The organism is Micromonospora endophytica (assembly GCF_003236305.1).
GTDB classification, from domain to species: domain Bacteria; phylum Actinomycetota; class Actinomycetes; order Mycobacteriales; family Micromonosporaceae; genus Micromonospora; species Micromonospora endophytica.
This window is the reverse complement of sequence record NZ_POTX01000008.1, coordinates 12,460-29,811: the sequence shown is the minus strand read 5'-3', so window position 1 is coordinate 29,811 and position 17,352 is coordinate 12,460. Positions and strand designations below refer to the sequence as shown.

At 69.9% G+C, this 17,352-nt stretch carries 13 protein-coding genes; 6 read left to right on the top strand and 7 right to left on the bottom strand.

Going from position 1 to position 17,352, the window contains the following annotated elements:
• The first annotated feature begins 26 nt into the window (after window positions 1-26).
• Entirely contained in the window at window positions 27-2,048 is a 2,022-nt protein-coding gene (locus tag C1I93_RS02420; RefSeq protein ID WP_146603409.1) for a hypothetical protein, read from the top strand.
• 6 nt (window positions 2,049-2,054) lie between these two features.
• Here the strand turns inward: C1I93_RS02420 and C1I93_RS02415 are convergent, their stop codons facing one another.
• Together C1I93_RS02415 and C1I93_RS02410 are read right to left on the bottom strand one after the other, a co-directional pair.
• Complete coding sequence (locus C1I93_RS02415) at window positions 2,055-2,594, bottom strand: acyltransferase (protein ID WP_223256354.1); 540 nt, start codon at window positions 2,592-2,594, stop codon at window positions 2,055-2,057.
• A gap of 112 nt (window positions 2,595-2,706) precedes the next feature.
• Entirely contained in the window at window positions 2,707-3,930 is a 1,224-nt protein-coding gene (locus C1I93_RS02410; protein ID WP_111241544.1) for a glycosyltransferase family 4 protein, read from the bottom strand.
• 184 nt (window positions 3,931-4,114) lie between these two features.
• Between C1I93_RS02410 and C1I93_RS02405 the strand changes: the two genes are divergently transcribed.
• Window positions 4,115-4,846, top strand: a complete 732-nt coding sequence (locus C1I93_RS02405; RefSeq protein WP_111241543.1) for a NeuD/PglB/VioB family sugar acetyltransferase — start codon at window positions 4,115-4,117, stop codon at window positions 4,844-4,846.
• Here the strand turns inward: C1I93_RS02405 and wecB are convergent.
• Together wecB and C1I93_RS02395 are read right to left on the bottom strand one after the other, a co-directional pair.
• The gene (gene wecB / locus C1I93_RS02400) at window positions 4,775-5,899 is read right to left on the bottom strand and encodes a non-hydrolyzing UDP-N-acetylglucosamine 2-epimerase (RefSeq protein WP_111241566.1); all 1,125 of its coding nucleotides are present in this window, start codon (window positions 5,897-5,899) and stop codon (window positions 4,775-4,777) included. The genes C1I93_RS02405 and wecB overlap by 72 nt on opposite strands.
• Window positions 5,900-5,960: 61 nt before the next feature.
• Window positions 5,961-7,079, bottom strand: a complete 1,119-nt coding sequence (locus C1I93_RS02395) for a glycosyltransferase (RefSeq protein ID WP_181444981.1) — start codon at window positions 7,077-7,079, stop codon at window positions 5,961-5,963.
• Window positions 7,080-7,383: 304 nt separating this feature from the next.
• Between C1I93_RS02395 and gmd the strand changes: the two genes are divergently transcribed.
• From gmd to C1I93_RS02380, 3 genes are read left to right on the top strand one after another with little or no spacing between them, the layout of a single operon-like run.
• On the top strand, window positions 7,384-8,397 hold the full coding sequence (gene gmd, locus C1I93_RS02390; protein WP_111241541.1) for a GDP-mannose 4,6-dehydratase: 1,014 nt from the start codon (window positions 7,384-7,386) through the stop codon (window positions 8,395-8,397).
• Window positions 8,394-9,596 carry a glycosyltransferase gene (locus tag C1I93_RS02385; RefSeq protein WP_111241540.1) on the top strand — a complete coding sequence of 401 codons (1,203 nt, stop codon included), beginning with the start codon at window positions 8,394-8,396 and terminating at the stop codon, window positions 9,594-9,596. Before gmd ends, C1I93_RS02385 begins: the two co-directional genes overlap by 4 nt.
• Window positions 9,593-10,717: a DegT/DnrJ/EryC1/StrS family aminotransferase gene (locus C1I93_RS02380; protein ID WP_111241539.1), complete on the top strand. Its 1,125-nt coding sequence runs from the start codon at window positions 9,593-9,595 to the stop codon at window positions 10,715-10,717. Before C1I93_RS02385 ends, C1I93_RS02380 begins: the two co-directional genes overlap by 4 nt.
• Before the next feature lie 18 nt (window positions 10,718-10,735).
• Here the strand turns inward: C1I93_RS02380 and C1I93_RS02375 are convergent, their stop codons facing one another.
• Window positions 10,736-11,902: an MATE family efflux transporter gene (locus C1I93_RS02375; RefSeq protein WP_146603408.1), complete on the bottom strand. Its 1,167-nt coding sequence runs from the start codon at window positions 11,900-11,902 to the stop codon at window positions 10,736-10,738.
• A 95-nt stretch (window positions 11,903-11,997) separates the two neighbouring features.
• Window positions 11,998-13,149 carry a hypothetical protein gene (locus C1I93_RS02370; protein WP_146603407.1) on the bottom strand — a complete coding sequence of 384 codons (1,152 nt, stop codon included), beginning with the start codon at window positions 13,147-13,149 and terminating at the stop codon, window positions 11,998-12,000.
• Window positions 13,150-13,736: 587 nt separating this feature from the next.
• On the opposite strand from C1I93_RS02370, the gene C1I93_RS02365 reads away from it, so the two are divergent.
• A complete protein-coding gene (locus tag C1I93_RS02365; RefSeq protein ID WP_111241536.1) occupies window positions 13,737-15,596 on the top strand; it encodes a nucleoside-diphosphate sugar epimerase/dehydratase in 1,860 nt (619 codons plus the stop codon).
• A 92-nt stretch (window positions 15,597-15,688) separates the two neighbouring features.
• Here the strand turns inward: C1I93_RS02365 and pgm are convergent, their stop codons facing one another.
• Window positions 15,689-17,335 (bottom strand): phosphoglucomutase (alpha-D-glucose-1,6-bisphosphate-dependent), encoded by a 1,647-nt coding sequence (pgm, locus tag C1I93_RS02360; RefSeq protein ID WP_111241535.1) that lies wholly within the window; start codon window positions 17,333-17,335, stop codon window positions 15,689-15,691.
• Window positions 17,336-17,352 lie beyond the last annotated feature (17 nt).

Below are 17,352 nucleotides of genomic sequence, written 5' to 3'. Positions count from 1 at the left end.
TACGAGTCACGGCGGAGGTGCCGGCCATGCCCGAACTGATCGTCTACCGCTCCAACGCCCTGATGTGCGTCCGCTCGCGTTTCGACGACACCCGGGACGTGCTGCTGCCGGTGAACCTCGCCTTTCCCGAAGGCATGGTCGGCATGTGGCAATCCAGCCTGCCGCAGGTCACACTCGTCCCGTCGACGGCGACCGACGCCCAGGTCTGGCCCTCCCCGTCGGCCGTGGGCACCCCGATCCACGACACCTCCGACGACAACTGCCCGATCAACACCGGCTGGTCCTACGTGGGCGGCAACCACGGGTACAACGTGGGCAACCAGATCGCCGTGACCAACCACGGCAAGACCACCGCCGACGTGGGTTCCCGGTGGACCGACGGCACCCGGGTCTTCACCCTGCTCGCCGTCACCAACCCCAACAGCCTGCTGTTCGGCAACCCGTATGTGCTCGTGGACGGGATCGCCCAGGGCGCACGGGTCAGACCCGCAGCGCCGCTGACTCACGTGGCGGGGGCCAAGAACCGCACCACTGTCCCGATCACGGGTCTCACGCCGGATGTGCAGATCCGTCCTGTCACCCACACCCACGTGGTGAGCGTGGAACTCGACGGACGGCCGGTGCCGGACGGTCGGAGCACCGGCCAGGAGCTGCGGATCCGGGAGTCCTACCTGATCCCCTCCTACCGCGGGATGATCGACACCGCCCAGGCGAACATCGGCACGCCGATCGCCACGATCATGCCGCGAATCCCATCGCTGTGCCGGATCGACAACCTCTATCGCTGGGGCAGAGCCGGACTGCTGGTCGCGCAAACGGTCACCGCGCTTGACCGTTTCGCTCTGAACACCGGGGTCACCCAGTGTTCCGCGCTGACCGTGCCGACGGGCGGCAGCCGCCGGCAGTTCATGCCCAATGTGGGGGTCGCCGGCACGCTCAACTGGTCTACCTGGGCGAAGCTCGACACGCTGCCCGCTCTCACCGACATCACGCCGGCAGCGCTACGGGATCCGCTGACGCCCGCAGCCAGCATGACCCAGTGGGTCGTGGACGCCGGTGGTGCGCAGAAGTGGGGCATCGCGGTCGGGCTGTTGCCCTTCGACGACGGCCAGCCGGTGACCCGGGCCCGGCACACCACGACGAAGTGCTGGTTCATCAGCTCCAGTCTGAAGAAGAACTATCCGCAGCTGGTGTGGGGACGCATCCTGGAGCCGGGTGACTCGGTGACCGGCACCGCGTACCGCCGCTATCTGGCACCGCCCTCGACCGCCACCGAGATCGTCGTCTCCACCGGCGCCCACGACGTGGTGGTGATCGAGCGGGTCGACCCGATCGCCCAGACCCGGATGGCGGCATCCCAGTTGGTGCACCGGAGGCTGGTCGCGGACGGTCCGACCAACCTCACGGTGCCCGACCGAGTCGCTGTCGACGGCATCCCGTACGCGGTGCCCATTTCGCCCGGCTACGGCATGTGGCGCGTCGAGCCTGTCCCGCCGGCTCCGCCGCAGGTGCCCGGCGCCACGCTCGGCGTCGGCAGCTACTTCCTGCTGTTGGCCGGCCCCACCCGGGCCAGCAACTACACAGGCGCATTCCAGCGGCTCCTGCTGCACCCGGTGTACCTGGTCGAACCGACGCCGGTCGACCGGGCCTGCGTCGAGGTGACCGCAGCCGGCACCGGCGTGCTGCGCCACGGCGTGTACGCGCACGACCCGACCACCGGGCGGCCCGCGCTCCTCGGCCCGATCGCCGACTTCGGCACGCTGGCGGCCACCACCGGAATCAAGGAATCGGTGCTGACCACACCGGCGATGCTGCCCAGCGGCTGGCACTGGTACGCGCTCGTCTGGCAGGGCACCGGCACCACCGCGCCGACGTTGCTGGCCGAGGCGTCGGGCGGGACGGCGTTGAACCTCGGCACCGGGCGGGAGGCGATGTCCGGCGACCGGTACGGCTACCAGGTGTCCGGCGTGACCGGCGCCCTGGGCGCGATCACAGTCGGCGGCGTACACCAGTTCCCGCCACCGCGCGTGGCCTACCGGCGGGCCTGACGGCCGTCAGACCGTGGTCACCCCGTAGATCCGCTTCATCGCCTCGTGTTTGGCGGGCACCGGCAGGTCACCGATCCCTAACGACTTGGCCTGCAACCGCGCGAGGTATTCATCGGTGGTCCGTAGCGGTCGCGCCGGCACCCCGGCGGCCACGGTGTTGTCCGGGATGTCCCGGGTGACGATCGAGCCTGCCCCGATCACGCACCGGTTACCGATGGTGACCCCCGCCAGGATCATCGACCGCATCCCGATGTAGACGTCGTCGCCGATCACGATTGGCGCGGTCCAGTCGAGGTCCGGGTGTTCCTTGCGAAGAATGAGCGTGCCGCCGTCGTGCGTGACGAACTGGACCTCGGCGGTGATGTAAACGTTGTCACCGATAGTGATCAGCCAGGGCTCCGAACCGAACATCGCCCGACTGATCCCGTAGAACCGGACCCGGCCGGTCAGGTTCACCCCGAGCGAGCGGGCGAACGCCTCCGGGTCGCGGGTGGCGGCGAGATGGTCCCGCACCCGCTGGACCATCGTACGAACGCGACTGGACACCTGACGTCCTCACCTGACGAAGTGCGCGGCGTCGGGCAGACACGCCCGCACCACCGGACACCTCAGGTAACGAGCCGACCCGGCACGGGTGACGGACCCGCAGGGTCGACGGTCAGCGGCAGAACCGCCGGGCATGCTCCAGCACATTGAGTTCCCGGCTCTGCTGCCGCCAGATCCGGTACCGCCGGGCCGCTGCCCGTTTCGCCTCGGCACGTTCTCCGACCGACCGGTCGGCCAGCCGGTCCAGCACCGCGCTGAACGCGGCTGCCGTCGCAGGGCGTACCACCGCTCCCCCGGCCTCGGCGATCTGCTCGCTGAACGGTGTCTCGTCCGAGCAGACCACCGGACAGCCGGCCGCCATGCTCTCGACGATCACGTGACCGTAGTTCTCGCCAAGCGTCGGGAAAAGGAACGCGTCGTACCTGCCGAAGGTCTCCAGCACCTGCGCCGTGGGGAGTTCGCCCCGATAGGCGACCCGGACGTGGCCTGGCATCGACTCGACGATCCGGCGACACCGTGCCCAGTACTGCTCGTCTTCGACCGGCCCGAAGATGTCGAACTCGATGGGCCGGGTCGTGCCAGCCACCGCCTCCAGTGCCGTGACCAGGTTCTTCATCGGCGAGATCCGGCCGATGAAGACCAGCCGTAGCGGCCCGTCACTCGGCTCGGCGGGCGGCGCGGGGACCTCAGGCACGGCACACTCGTTGCCGTTGACCATCACCTGGGCCCACGGCACTGCCGCCCTGATCTGCTCTTCCTCTCGCCGGCTACAGGCCTGCCAGCGCACATCGAGCCGGCGCAGCAGTGGCGCCCAGACCGACAGGAAGAGTCGCTTCTTGCGCGACCTGATGCCAAGGGCGGCAGGTGCCAGTTCACCACGTGGCGCGAGCAGGATCGCTCCGGCGCGCAGCACACCCAGGGCGACCGCGAGAATCGCCACCACCGAGAACGGCGACCAGAGACTGTTGACGTACAGCAGGTCGACCGGCCGGGACCGGACGTGCCGCAACAGCCGGGCCCAGTGCCGAAGCGCGAACGGGTCGAGGTAGAACACGGCAGAGCGGGGGTCCCGGCGCAACAGCCGCCCGGACAGCCCGGGATAGGACACCGGCGACCGCAGGTCACGGTCCCGGGTGACCAGGGTGACATCAAGATCGTCCGGCAAAGTGTCCAGGATGTACCGCAGGGAGCGGATCGGCCCGCCGCCCCGGAAGCCAGGCTCGAACACACCGGCGGTCGCGACGACCCGATAGCCGCCTGCCACCGCGGCGGACCGCGACGTCGACCGGAGTGCCCCGGCGGTCTCGGGCGGCTGGGTTCTCACCAGCTCGTTCACTGTGTGGCTCACCTTCAAGGAAGCGGGTGTCGTCACCGCAGGCCGCAGCCGTACCGTCCGGCCCGGATAGGTACCGGGCCGGAGTCGGCGCGACGCGGCGGCACGGCCGTCACCATCGAGTCGTTCGAACTGTTCAGATGGCGGGAGAGCGACAGGCGTTCTTCGCGGGCGAGGGAGGCCACGGATGACGACCGACATAGTGATCGTAGGAGTCGGCGGCATGGGGCGGGAGGTATTTAGAGTGATTTGTCTGATTAATCGGGCAGCGTCTCCCGGCGAACCCCGCTGGCGAGTTCTCGGCTTCGTCGATGACTACCCCACCGAGCCCGACCTCGTGCTGGTGCACCGCCTCGGAGCGCCCTTCCTCGGTCCGACCCGCCGGCTCAGCGGGCTGCCCAGTGCCACCCGGGTCGCGCTCGGCGTCGGCCGGCCGCGGCTGCGTCGGGAGACTGCCGACGCGATCGCCCATTACGGGCTTCCCGCCGCCACGGTGATCCACCCGGACGCGGAGATCGGTGCGGACTGCGTGGTCGGCGAGGGACTGTTCGCCGCAGGTGGCGCGCGGGTGACGACCAATGTGGTCCTCGGCCGGCACGTGCACCTCAACCAGAACTGCACGGTGGGACACGACGCGGTGCTGGGCGACTACGTGTCGGTCAATCCGCTGGCCGCCGTCTCCGGGCACTGCCGCCTGGCGGAGGGCGTGCTGGTCGGCACCACCGCCGCCGTCCTGCCCCGGCTGGCGGTCGGCCGGGACGCCGTCGTCGGTGCCGGGGCCTGCGTGACCCGTGACGTCCCGGCCGGTGTCGTGGTCACCGGGGTGCCGGCCCGGCCGGCACCGCCCTCAGCGCCGGATGCCCGCCCAGTCGTGATGGCGGCGCACGGTCGACAGGATGAAGTCGACCACCCGGCGTGAGGTGTCCGGGACCTGGTAGTCCAGCGGGCAGACAGCGGCACCCAGTTCCGCCTGCGCGATCACCACGCGAACCGCCTCCACCACCCCGGCGGGGTCCAGGCCGGTCATCACGATCGACCCGGTGTCCAGCGCCTCCGGACGCTCGATCGACTCACGCAGGGTCACCGCCGGGAAGCCGAGGATCGCCGACTCCTCGCTGACCGTGCCGCTGTCGGAGAGCGTGCACCGGGCGTGCCGTTGCAGGGTGACGTAGTCGAAGAAGCCGAACGGCTCGTGGAAGGCGATAGCCTCCAGTCGCGTACCGTCCACGGCGAGGGACTCCAGCCGCTTGCGGGTCCGTGGGTGGGTGGAGACCAGCAACGGCAACCCCCACTCGTCGCGGACCGCGCAGAGGCAGTCCAGCAGCCGACGGAGCCGGTCCGGGTGGTCGACGTTCTCCTCCCGGTGCGCGCTGACCACGAAGTACCCGCCAGGCTCCAGGTCCAGCCGCGTCAGCACAGCGGATGCCTCGATCTGCGGCCGGTAGTGGTCGAGCACCTCGCGCATAGGCGAGCCGGTGTGCAGGATACGCCGCGGATGCAGGCCCTCGGCGAGCAGATTACGCCGGGCGTGCTCGGAATAGACGAGGTTGAAATCGGCGACATGGTCGACCATTCGCCGATTGGTCTCCTCCGGCACGTTCAGGTCGAAGCAACGGTTGCCGGCCTCCATGTGGTACACCGGCACCTTCATCCGCCGGGCCATCAGCGCCGCGATCGCGCTGTTGGTGTCCCCGAGCACCAGCAGCGCGTCCGGACGCGTCTGGGCTATCGCGGCCTCGGTGCCGACCAGGACGGCGCCGAGCAGGCTGCCGAGCGAGCTGGTGTCCGCCCGCAGGAACCGGTCCGGCGCGCGGACCCCCAACTCGGTGAAGAAGATGTCGGACAGCGCCGGGTCCCAGTTCTGTCCCGTGTGCACCAACGTGTGCTCCGCGGTGCGGTCCAGCGCGTCGATCACTCGGGCCAACCGGATGATCTCCGGCCTGGTCCCGACGACTGTCATCACTCGGGTCACCGGCATTCTCCTCACAGCGGTTTCTGACGATCGGGGCGGCGGGCGGCGTGGCCCCACCGGCTCAGGACCTGCGGCACTGTGCGGACACCTGGTACGTCGGGTCGCTGATCACGTGTCGCGCCTGGTCAAGCACGCTGACCGAGGTAAGGCCCGCCCGCCAGCGCCGGTAAGCCGCCCCTGCGGTCACCCGGGCCGCGTGTCGCTGTTCGGGCGCGGCCGTAGCGACCTGCGTGACCAGAGCGCCAAGCGCGGTCGGGGTCAGTTCGGTAAGCACCAGCCCGCCGCCGTCGCGCAACACACCGGTCCAGGGAGTGCGGTCGGAGCAGAGCACCGGACAGTACGCCGACAGGCTCTCCGCGATGGCGTTGCCGAAGTTCTCGCCCAGGGTCGGCAGCACGAAGGCCTCGTACTGGGAGAAGGTCTCCCGGACCTGGTCGGGATGCAACTCCCCCCGATAGGCCACGGTGGCCGAGTCAGGCAGGTCCGCAACCATCTTCTGGCATCGACGCCAGTACCACGGATCCTCCACCGGACCGTAGATGTCCAGCCGGACCGGTACCGGCACGTGGGCGAGCGCACGCAGCGTCAGATCGAGGTTCTTGATCGGGGAAATCCGGCCGATGAAGACCAACCGCGCCTGCCGCGCCGGTGGCAGCGCGACAGGCTCCGGCTCCGGCTCGGGTCCGCTGGCGACGGCTACCACCCCGATCCGGGCCCGGGGCAGCACTCGACGGATGTCGGCGGCTTCAGCCGGGGTAGTGGCATGCCACAACACTCGTGGCTGCCCGAGCATCCACCGCCAGCCAGCCAGAAAGATCCGCTTCCGCACGCCGTGCAGCCGCAGCGCGGCCGAGCCGAACTCGCCTCGGGGCGCCACCAGCACGCGCCGCACTCGCAGCAGGCCGAGCCGCGCCGCGACGATGGGCAGGATGGAGAACGTCGACCAGACACTGTTCACGTAGAGCAGGTCGAACCGGACCGCGCGCAGCGCCCGCCAGAGTCGCCGCCAGTGTGCCGGATGACGTACCCCGAGGTAAAAGATGTTGGTCCGACCGAATCGCACCCATCGGCCGGAGAGTCCGGGATAGGGGGTGCGGGAACCGAGGTCGTGGTCGCGGGTCAACATCGTCGTCTCGATGTCGTCGCTGGCTCGCGCGAGCACGTCCGAGATCGAGCGCACCGGCCCACCGGCTCGCCAGCCGGGGGCAAAGTACTCCGCGGTGACGAGGACGCGGAAATGTTTCTCGCCAGATCCCGCGGCACCCTCCCGAAATCGCGACACGGGGGCGGTGTCGTTGACCATCTTCGCTCCATCGCCGGGCGAACAGGAATGCTTGGATCAACGAGCGAGCGCTTCTTTGGTGACTCCCGACCGCAGTAGGCGACACGTTCCGAACAGTATGCGCAAAAACGGAGGAAAAGACTGCGGAAACCGCTATAAAAATCAGGCGAACCCAACCGCCGATACAGCACTAGGGGACTTGATGTCGCGAGTGGCACTCATATCAGGTATCACCGGACAGGACGGCAGCTACCTCACTGAATTCCTGCTCGACAAGGGATACACGGTGCACGGGATCAAACGGCGCTCGTCGTCGTTCAACACCGACCGACTCGACCGCATCGACGTCCACCCGCGCAACTCGGAGGCCCGGCTGTTCCTGCATTACGGTGACCTGTCCGACCCGGCGACGCTTACCTCGATGATCCGGGACATCCGGCCGGACGAGATCTATAACCTCGGCGCCCAGAGCCACGTGCGGGTCTCCTTCGACATCCCCGGCTACACCGCCGACGTCACCGCGCTCGGTGCCCTGCACATGCTCGAAGCCGCCCGCGCTGCCGGCATCGACTGCCGCTACTACCAGGCGTCCTCCTCGGAGATGTTCGGCTCGACACCGCCCCCGCAGCGCGAGGAGACGCCGTTCCATCCACGCAGCCCGTACGCGTGCGCCAAGGTCTACGCGTACTGGTCGGCAGTGAACTACCGCGAGTCGTGGGACATGTTCTGCGTCAACGGCATCCTGTTCAACCACGAGAGCCCCCGGCGCGGCGAGAACTTCGTCACCCGCAAGGTCACCCGGGCGGTAGCCCGCATCGAGGCGGGCCTGCAGGACCGGCTCTACCTGGGCAACCTCGACGCGGTACGGGACTGGGGCTACGCTCCGGAGTACGTCGAGGCGATGTGGCTGGCACTGCAACAGGACACCCCGGACGACTACGTGGTCGCCACCGGTGAGGGGCATACCGTCCGCGATTTCGTCCAGGCCGCGTTCGAACAGGTGGGGCTCGACTGGGAGCAGTACGTCCAGATCGACCCGGCCTACTACCGGCCGGCCGAGGTCGACGCCCTGATCGGCGACTACGGTAAGGCCCGCCGTCGCCTCGGCTGGGCACCCAAGACCCTCTTCGGCGACCTGGTGCGGATCATGGTCGACGCCGACCGTCAACTGCTCGAGGACGAGCGGATGGGACGCCTGGTGCGGGTGGACCGATGAGGGTCACCGTCGACGCCACCCCGATCCGCCCCGGTCACGCGGCAGGTGTCGAGGCGTTCGCGTACGGCCTGTTGGCGGGGATGGCCGCCGAAGACTCCTGCGACCTGCGGGTCGACGTCCTGCGCGGCACGCTGGACCAGTGGCGCGGCTACCTGCCCACCGACCGGATCGACTGGACCGAGGTGACCCAGCCGCTGCGGTCGGACAATCCGGCCGGGCAACTGCTGCGACGCTGGACTCCGACCCGGATCCGTAACTCGGTGGCCGTCCGGCGGACGGTCAACCTGCTGCGCCAACGCTCCGGACCGCCGTCGTCCAGCGCGGACGTGACCCTGTACCCATTCCACTGCGCCCCCACCGGGTCCGGCAGGTCGGTGGTGGTCCTGCACGACCTGCGGCACCTGCTCGCCGACTTCCACTCCCCCGGGTATGCGGCCGTGGTCCGCGAGAACGTGGCCAGGGCCGGTGCCGTCGTGGTGACCTGGCCGCACCCGTACCGGCAGGCGCTGCGCCTGTTCCCCGAGGCAGCGCAGCGCATCGTGCTCATCCCGACCCCCACCTTCCAGCCCGCGCCGGACCGGGCCGACGCCCGCCCGGAACAAGGCCTGCTCGTCTACCCGTCGTCGACCGCGACGCACAAGAACCACGCGACGCTGCTGGAGGCGATGGCGCTGCTGCCGGAGTACCGCCTGGTCTGCCCGGGGCCGCTGGTCGAACCCGAGGCGAGTCGCCTGCTCGCCCGGGCCGCCAAGCCGGACCTGCGCGGCCGGGTGTCCTTCCCCGGCTTCGTCAGCCTGGACGACCTGAACGCCCTGTACGCCCGCGCCGACGCGGTGGTGGTGCCATCGCTCTGGGAGGCGGCGAGCGGGACAATGCTGGAGGCGTTCAGTTGGGGGCTCCCGGTGGCCTGCGCCGATTCGGAGCCGCTGCTGGCCCAACTGGAATTCACCGGGGCGCAGGCGGCGGTGTTCCGGGCCACCGACCCGTCCGCTCTGGCCGACGCGGTCCGCCGGCTGTCCGCCGACCGCGCGCACTACGCCGCCGCGTCCCGCCGTGCCGACGGCCGGCTGGCCACCCGCACCTGGGCGGCCACCGGTCGGGACTACCTGGACGTGCTGCGGTGGGCGGCGGACGGGCAGCCCGGCCCGGTGCCCCGGTCCGCGTTCGCCACCGCCCTCGACCCGGAGGTGGTGTCGTGAGCGCGCCGGCGCGTTTCCCGGTCGCCCGGCCCAGCATCACCGACCTGGAGGAGCGCTACGTCGTCGACGCGATCCGCAGCGGCTGGATCTCGTCGCACGGCCCCTACCTGCGGGAGTTCGAGGACCGCTTCGCACGCCGCTGCGCCGTGGACGCCGCGGTGTCCACCGGCAACGGCACGGTGGCCCTGCACCTCGTGTTGGCCGCCGCCGGCATCGGGCCGGGCGACGAGGTGATCGTCCCGGCGCTGACCTACGTGGCGACGGCGAACGCGGTCGCGTACTGCGGTGCCCGCGCGGTCTGCGTAGACGTGCTGCCGCAGAGCTGGTGCATCGATCCGGCCGCGGTACGCGCGGCGATCGGGCCGCGTACCCGGGCGGTCATCGCCGTCGACCTGTACGGCCACCCGGCCGACTACCCGGCCCTGCGTGATCTCTGCCACCGGCACGGACTGCTCCTGGTCGCCGACGCGGCCGAGTCGTTCGGCGCCACGCTCGACGGGCACCCCACCGGGTCGCTGGCCGACGTCACCACGTTCTCGTTCTTCGGCAACAAGGTGATCACCTCGGGCGAGGGCGGCTGCGTGACCACCTCCGACAAGGCCCTAGCCGACCGGATGCGCCTGCTGCGCAACCAGGGCATGGACCCGCACCGCCGCTACTACTTCCCGGTGCTGGGCTACAACTACCGGATGACCAACCTGAGCGCGGCGGTGCTCTGCGCCCAGCTCGACCGGGCCGACGAGATCATCGCGCGGCGCGACCGGGTGATCGCCGACTACGAGGAGCAGTTGGCCGACGAGCCGGCCCTGACCCGCCAGCCGGTGCTGCCCGGGGTACGCCGGGGGCCGTGGATGGCCGCGTTCCTGGTCGGCGACGCGGGGAACGCCACGTCCCGGGACGCGCTGGCCCGGGCACTGGACCGGCGCGGCGTGGACACCCGCCCATTCTTCGTACCGATCACCGAGCTGCCCGCGCACCGCGACCCGGCGGCGAACTGCCCGGTGACCACCGACCTCGCCCGCCGGGGCATCAACCTGCCCACCCATGCGGAGTTGAGCGAGGCGGAGGTCAAGACCGTGGTGGAGCGGATCCGCGCCGCCCTGGTCGACGTCGCCAGCTGAACGGGGACGCGGCGCCGGTCAGCGCGAGTCGGCCGGTGTCGCGTTCAGCCGCCGGTAGCTCAACCACCAGCAGGCGGCGCTGAGCAGGGCCAGCACCGCCAGCGCACCGGCCGCGCCAGCAGCGCCGAACAGCACACCACCCGCCACGATCGTCGCGATCCGCAACGGTCCGAGCAGCACGCCGATGGCCAACGCCCGCGCGCCCGCCGACTGCACCCGGTGCCCGGCGAACGCGACCAGCGCGATCGGTTCCAACAGCGCCTCGACGGAGAGCAGCGGCAGCAGCGGACGGGCTGCCTGCCAGTTGTCACCCAGCACTGCCCGGCCGACCTCGTCAGGCAGCAGACACACCACGATGACCAGCGGCAGAAGGACACCCACGGTCAGGGCGACAGCCGCACCGGCGGCCCGTAGCCGAGCCCGGGGCGTATCGGCCCGGGACTGCGCCAGGTACGGCACGATCAGCGCGGAGAGCGTGGTCGTCAGCAGGGTCACCGGCCCGAAGACCGTCCGGGCCGCGCCGAGGGCGCCCACCACGGCCACCCCCGCCGTGGCAGCCAGAGCGCTCAGGGCCAGTTGGGCCGAACCAGCGGTGACCAGGAACTGCCCGGCGAACGAGGCGGCGACCCGGCTGTCCCGACGATCGAGCCCCCAGCGGGGCAGCATGCCATAGCGCTGCCAGCGGGCGACCACGATGCCGAGGACGGCACCGGAAGCCGCCCAGCCAACGAAGATCATCACCGGCGGCGCATCCGCGACCAGCACCGTCCCGACGGAGAGCACAGTCAAGCCCAGCCAGGCGCACTCCTGGGCCCATGCCACCCGGGTTCTACCGACGCCGATGCTGATCGCCTTGACATAGTCATAGGCCACGAGGCCGGGCAGGGCCAGGCCGGCGACAGTGAGGTACGGAGAGCCGAGCACCGCCCCGGTGGCCGCTGTGATCACTCCGGCCGCCACCGCGACAGCGGCAGCCCGGCGAGCCCCTTGCCTGATCGTGCACCGCGCCGGTGCCGTACGCGCGGCCAGCACCGCCTCGGTGACCGCCGTTCGCACCAGACCGATGACCAGCACATAGAGCGAGAGGGTCAGGGCGAACTGGCCCAGTCCGGACAGCGACTCGCCGCGTGCGACGGAGACCGAGACCATCAGGTTGCCCACACTCGACAGCCCGTTCACGGACAACGCCGTCACCGCCCGGCGGGCGAACGCGCGCCAGGAAGCCGAGCCACCGGCAGCACCGGTGGCCGCCGGACCAGGCCGGGATGAAACCCGGGTCGTCACGTGCCGGACCGGGCGCCCTGCGGCACCACCCGCGACCGCCTTCGCCCCAGGCGCAGGAGCAGCAGCACCGGCAGCGCGGCAACGACGAACTGCACGAACAGAATCATCGACTCCGGATACGTTCTCGACCACATCAGCGGCGCCGCGACCACAAAACTGAAGAGCCCGAGGCGGATCGGCCCGGGTGCGCCGCCGGCCCGCAGCAGCAGGATGCCGACGAGCGCCCAACCGATATGGAACAGCACCACACCCCACGGGCCGTCCAGGAAGTAGATTGTGCCGAGCGAGAGGAAGGTGTAGGCGGAGGTGGATGTGCCGCCCAGGTACTCGTTGATCCGGATGCCTGTCGAGATGGCCGGCCGGTCCTGATCGAGCATTCGGGGCACCAGCCCGTACCGCACGATCTGACTCGGGCCGGGGCGCTCGATATCGACAGGGGCGTCGTGCCCACTGGCCCGGGTCACCTGAAGGTCGAGCCGCAGCCGGTCGCCGGAGGTCTCCGTCTCGTCGACCGCCACGCCGCCATCGGTGCGCAGGTCGTTGCGAGCTTCGTACATCGCCGGCCAGATCAGGAACAGCGCCAGCGCGGTGACGATGATGAACCGGCTGTGCAGCAGGCCGCAAATGGCCGCGAGCGCCACAAGGAAGGACAGGTAGGTCATCAGCGGCGCAGTCAAGGCCGTTGCCAGCACGACCACCAGTTGCGTCCCGAGCAGACAGAGCGTCCAACGTAGACAGGCAAGCCGGCTGGCCTGGCCAGCTAGCAGACTTGCGACCAGCAGGGCGAAGGCAAGATAGCGCCAGCCCATGAACAGCCCGCTGACCAGTGCCGCCGGTGAGGCGACGATCTCGCCGGTGACCTGGGCGAAGATGGTGCCCTGGCCGGCCCAGGCATTTAACAGGTCCGCGGTGACGCTGACCAGCGCGGCCGAGCGGGCGATCTTGTAAAGGTAAGGGTAGCCGCTGTTGGCCTCGACCAGAGCGCGTTGCCAATCCCCCCGCCGACCCATCCGCTTGAGAAAGGCGAACTCCACCACCAGGCAACCCGGCAGGGCCAGCGCCAGCAGCATGATGATGAAACCGATGTCCGGGTTGTCGTTGAGCACCGCCATCGGGACGATCAGCAAGGCGTACGGGGCGAGCACCACAGTGGTTACCGGAAAGAGTTGCAACAGCCAGGTAAGCCGGGGCAGCTTCCGCCGCCGGCCACGGACCAGGCTCGTCGTGTTCTGCACCGGAACCCGCGCCTCGACGATCCGGTATGACGTGGAAGCGTTCACCTGCTACGCACTCCCGTCCGGCGGCGCGCAGCGGGCACGGCGTACCGAGCGTGAACGGAAACCTCCAGTTGCCGGTCACGTGGCGAGCAGGACGCCTCTCGAATGCGAACCGCACTCGGCGCATTCCTCATGTACAGGCCTCCGCGATATCCGTTCAACGCCTGTCGGACAAATCAAACTAACACCGGGGGCGGAGATTATCCGACAAGCGAGGCAATGAAACGGCTTCACATTTGCTCCGGAGTCCGTCGACGGACTGCAGTCACACAACGAGGACTCTCCCCACCTCACGACGCTACGCGACAGATGCTCACGATTCTGGACCGTAAATCCAGTCAGAGAAACGTGAAAACTGCATTCGCACGACCTTAATTCCGCTAAGCAGTTAGGGGACGTGCGTGGCCGCTGACCTGAGGCGGGTCACCACAGTCACGGACAGGACAGGGGAGATCGTCATGCCACCCGAGACAACGCCGACGCCCCAGCAGCGGACCAGAGTGAACCGACGCCGTACCGCCATCTTTTTGGCCGCCGACACGCTCGCCTGGGTCAGCGGCTTCATCGTGGCCGGCTGGGCCAGGTACGAACAGGTGCTCAACGCGGAGCAGACCACCAATGTGATGCTGCTCGGTGCCGCCACAGCCGTTCTGCACGTTGGCATCAGCGCGCTGCGGCGGATCCACTCCGGCCGGCAGCCGTTGGGCACCATCGAGGAGGTCCGTGGGCTCGCCGGCACGACCGCCACCACTGCCGTCCTGGTGCTGCTGGCGCTGCTCGCCTTCGGCGACCGGCCGATTCCGGCCAGCACGCCGGTGGTCGGCGGCGCACTGGCGCTGCTGTTCATGTTCTGCTCCCGCCTGCTACACCGGCACCGCCGCGACCGCGCCATGCGTCCGGACGCCCGGTCCGCCACCCCGGTGCTCCTCTTCGGTCTCGGCGAGGCCGGCCAGGGACTGGTTCGTGCCATGCTGGGCGACCCGAAGGGGCGCTACCTGCCGGTCGGCGCGCTTGACGACGACCCGGAGCGGCACGATCTGCGCATCGCCGGGGTCCCGGTGCTGGGCGGCCGGATGCAGCTCGCGGAGGCGATCCGCCGTACCGGCGCTACCACGCTGATCTTCTCAGTGGCGAATGCCGACGCCACGCTGATCCGGGAGATTCGGGAGATCACCCTCCGGACCGGCGCCGACTTCAAGATCATTCCACCGGTCCGAGAGTTGGTGGACCACCGGATCAGGGTCAGCGACGTCCGCGACGTGCAGATCAGCGACCTGCTCGGCCGCCGCCAGGTGGTCGGCGACCTGACGCTGGACAACAACGGCCTCGCCGGCCGGCGGGTGCTGGTCACCGGTGCCGGAGGCTCGATCGGCGCGGAACTGTGCCGACAGATCATGCGCGCCAACCCGGGCGAACTGATGATGCTCGACCGGGACGAGTCCGCCCTGCACAGCCTCCAGATGTCGCTCACCGGGCGGGCATTGCTCGACGACTCCGAACTCATCCTCGCCGACCTCCGCGACGAGAAGGGGATCCGGCGGATCATGCGGGACCGCAAGCCCGAGATCGTCTTTCATGCCGCCGCGCTGAAGCACCTGACCCTACTGGAACGGCACCCCGGCGAGGCGATCAAGACCAACGTCTGGGGCACGCTCACCTTGCTGGACGCCTGCCGGGACGTCACCCGCTTCGTCAATATCTCCACTGACAAGGCCGCCAACCCGATAAGCGTGCTCGGCTACTCCAAGCGTCTCACCGAGATGCTGACCGCCCACGCTGCGGCAACCCACCCGGGCACGTTCCTCAGCGTCCGGTTCGGCAACGTGCTCAGCAGCCGCGGCTCGGTGGTGACCGCCTTTCAGCGGCAGATCGAGGCCGGGCAGCCGTTGACCGTCACACACCCCGATGTGACGCGGTACCTGATGACCGTGCAGGAGGCGGTGCACCTGGTACTCCAGGCAGCCAGCATCGGGCGTGACGGGGAGGCGCTGGTGCTCGACATGGGCGAACCGGTCCGCATCGACGACCTGGCACGCCGCATGGCCGCCCAGGCCGCCAGCCCGGTGCCTGTCATCTACACCGGGCTCCGTCCCGGCGAGAAACTGCACGAGGACCTGTTGGGCCACGAGGAAACCGACCACCGGCCACTGCACCCGCTGATCTCGCACGTGACCGTGCCGGCCCTGGACCCGCTCGATGCCAGCGCGCTCGACCCGGACGGCGCCCCGGGTCTGATCGTCGGACAACTGGCCGCGCTCTGCGGCGTCGCGCAGGCGGCGCCCCGCACGCGTCAGCCAGGCGTTCCGCTGGCCCGCTGACGCACCACCATGCCGTCACCCGAGCCGATCCAGTTGATCGCATGCGGGGCGCAGGTTCGGATCGCTGCGGCTGCCCGACCATGCCGGCGCGGTCAGGCTCCGGCCAGCACCTCGGTAACCAGTTCCTGCGCCTCTCGCTGGACACGGGCCAGGTGCTCGGGCCCATGGAACGACTCGGCGTAGATCTTGTAAACGTCCTCGGTGCCGGACGGACGGGCGGCGAACCAGCCCGACTCGGTGGTCACTTTCAGCCCGCCGATCGGGGCGCCATTACCCGGTGCGGTGGTCAGCGTGGCGGTGATCGGCTCGCCGGCCAACTCGGTCGCGGTCACCTGCTCGGGTGAGAGCTTGCCGAGCACGGCCTTCTGCTCCCGGGTGGCGGGCGCGTCGATGCGGGCGTACGCGGGCGCGCCGAAGCGCTCGGCCAGCTCGTTCCAGTGCTCGCTGGGCGTCCGCCCGGTCACGCCAATGATCTCCGACGCGAGCAGGCAGAGCAGGATGCCGTCCTTGTCGGTGGTCCAGGTGCCGCCGTCGCGGCGCAGGAAGGACGCCCCGGCGCTCTCCTCCCCACCGAAGCCGACCGTGCCGTCGAGCAGGCCGGGCACGAACCACTTGAAGCCCACCGGCACCTCCAGCAAGGGACGCCCGAGGTCGGCGGCGACCCGGTCGATCATCGAGGAGGAGACCAGGGTCTTGCCGATCACGGCGTCCGGGCCCCACTGGTCGCGGGTGCCGAACAGGTGGGCGATCGCCACCGCGAGGTAGTGGTTCGGGTTCATCAGCCCGGCGTCAGGGGTGACGATGCCGTGCCGGTCGGCGTCGGCATCGTTGCCGGTGGAGACCTGGTAGTCGGCGCGCCGGGCGATCAGCGAGGCCATCGCGTTCGGCGACGAGCAGTCCATCCGGATCTTGCCGTCACCGTCCAGGGTCATGAACCGCCAGGTCGGGTCGACGTCCGGGTTGACCACGGTCAGCTCCAGGCGGTGCCGCTCGGCGATCTCACCCCAGTAGGCGACGCTGGCGCCGCCGAGCGGGTCGGCGCCGATCCGCACGCCGGCCGCGCGGATCGCGTCCAGGTCGAGCACCGCCGGCAGGTCGTCGACGTACGCGCCGAGGAAGTCGTACGTGCCTGTGGTGTCGGCGGTGCGGGCCCGCGCGTACGGGATGCGACGCACCTCCTTGAGCCCGGCGGCGAGGATCGCGTTCGCGCGGTCCTGGATCCACTTCGTGGCGTCGGAGTCGGCGGGTCCGCCGTGGGTGGGGTTGTACTTGAACCCGCCGTCGTCCGGCGGGTTGTGCGACGGGGTGATCACGATGCCGTCGGCGAGCCCGGCGGTGCGGCCCCGGTTGTGGGTGAGGATCGCGTGCGACACCGCCGGGGTGGGGGTGTAGCCGTCGCGGCTGTCGACCAGCACGGTGACCTCGTTGGCGGCGAGCACCTCCAGCGCGTCGACCGCCGCGGGGGCAGAGAGCGCGTGGGTGTCCCGGCCGAGGAAGAGCGGGCCGTCGATGCCCTGCTCCCGCCGGTAGTCGCAGAGCGCCTGGGTGACCGCGAGGATGTGGTCGGAGTTGAAGGCGTTACGCAGGCTCGACCCGCGGTGCCCGGAGGTGCCGAAGGAGACCTGCTGCGCCGGGTCGGCCGGGTCGGGATGCTCGGCGTAGTACGCGGTCACCAGTCGCGGCACGTCCACCAGGTCGCCGGGCTGGGCCGGCTGACCGGCACGAGGGTGACTACTCACGGCTGTACCTGCCTTTC